Below are 1,568 nucleotides of genomic sequence, written 5' to 3' on the forward strand. Positions count from 1 at the left end.
GCGGAACCGGTGGTCGGTATCCACCTGGCAACGTGCCGGGCGGAACATGGAAGATACCCGGGTGGCGCACATCGTTCCGGGCTTCACCTTCCGGCCAGTTCGTAACACCGACGGCGACGCGATCCGTCCGATCGGACTTGTTCTGCACGTCCAGCAGGGCAACGGAGGCCTGTTCGGCTGGTTCGACAACCCCGCCTCCCAGGTGTCGTCCACGCTGTGGGCCGGCAAGGCGGGGCAGCGCGAGCAGTACGTCCCCTCGGATGTCCGGGCGTGGGCGCAGGTAGCCGGCAATGCCAACTACGACTCGATCGAGACCGAAGGTTTCGACACCGAGCCGCTGACCGACTCGCAGCTCGAGACCGTCGCGCAGGCATACGCCGATGGTGCGCAGACCTTCGGCTGGGCGCTGACCGTCACCCACACCCCGGGCAGCTCGGGGCTGATCCTGCATTCGGACGGGGGCGCCGCCTGGGGTGGTCATTTCGGCTGCCCGGGCGCGCTGCGCGCGGCGGCCGCGGAACGGATCATCGCCAGGGCGACGGAGATCGTGCGAGGGCCGCAACCCGTCGCCGCCATCGTCCCGGTCGTCAGCACCGGTGGTGGGGGCGGGGGTACCGGTGCGGACGCGAGCGGACGATCGCGGGCACGGGTGCAGGCCCTGCAGCGGGCCGTGCATGTGGCCGTGGACGGCATCTGGGGGCAGGTGACCGACGCCGCCATCCAGGCTGTCCGGGCGAACCACCACACCCGCGCGGAGCAGGCTGCGGTGGGCACGACCGTGGACGGCATCTGGGGCCCGCGCTCGCAGGCTGCGTACATCGCGACGGTGCGGGCGATCCAGGCAGCTCTCGGCGTCGGTGTCGACGGCGTGTGGGGCCCGGTGACCGACAGGGCGTTCGTCGCCGCACGGGGCGCCAGCTTCACCGGTTAGAGCGGGTCCGGTGGATACCGGTCTCGATCCTGATCGCCGTCGTCGTGCTGATCCCATTCGGCGACGAGCGCGTCCCAGCTGAGGTACCGCGCCACCGCATAGGCCGGCGACACGACGCCCCGGGGGTCGAGCACGGCCACCGGGTATCCCAACTGTGCGCGGTACCCGCGTTCGGTGACGACGAGCCGCCCACCGAGCCGGGCCGCGCCCACGACAATGGGCCGTGATGTCCAGGTCGGGGCGGCTGCGTCGGCCAGCGCCCGCGCGCAGAGCCACGCGTACAGCCCGCAGACACAGTCCTCGCTGGGCATCCTCGGGTGCGGCGCCATGGGGACCCGCAACATCCGGCTGCTGAGGTCGTCACGCTGTGCCCGCAGGCACAGTGCCCTGGTGACGCCGTCAGGGCGCCACAGCAGCAGGTCGGGCGGGAACGGCGACCATGGCGTCCAAGCCGGCCGGAGCTGGCCGTGGGCGTCCACCGCCCACTGGCGCCACCCGATGACGCTCATGTGCCTGCCGGTACAGGTTCGGGCTCGGCTTCGGGTCCGGCCGGCACGGGAACCGCGAGCGGTTCTTCGTCCGGCCAGCTGATCGGTTCGTCCTCCACGATGCGCACCGGCTCACCCACGTTTGCCAT

General features: G+C 71.5%; 2 protein-coding genes. One reads left to right on the top strand and one right to left on the bottom strand.

Translation table 11 applies throughout. The annotated features are described in order from the left end of the window. A partial coding sequence (locus U9980_RS09650; protein WP_322767615.1) for an N-acetylmuramoyl-L-alanine amidase occupies positions 1-931 on the top strand: 931 nt, incomplete at its 5' end. Here U9980_RS09650 and U9980_RS09655 read toward each other — a convergent pair. After that, positions 928-1,440: a hypothetical protein gene (locus tag U9980_RS09655; RefSeq protein ID WP_322767616.1), complete on the bottom strand. Its 513-nt coding sequence runs from the start codon at positions 1,438-1,440 to the stop codon at positions 928-930. The genes U9980_RS09650 and U9980_RS09655 overlap by 4 nt on opposite strands. Between the last annotated feature and the right edge of the window lie 128 nt (positions 1,441-1,568).

The organism is Protofrankia sp. Cr1, assembly GCF_963555865.1.
In the GTDB taxonomy this organism is placed as follows: domain Bacteria; phylum Actinomycetota; class Actinomycetes; order Frankiales; family Frankiaceae; genus Protofrankia.

Excerpts from the sequence above, each read along its gene's own strand:
- U9980_RS09655 (WP_322767616.1), bottom strand. The coding sequence starts at position 1,440 with ATGAGCGTCATCGGGTGGCGCCAGTGGGCGGTGGACGCCCACGGCCAG.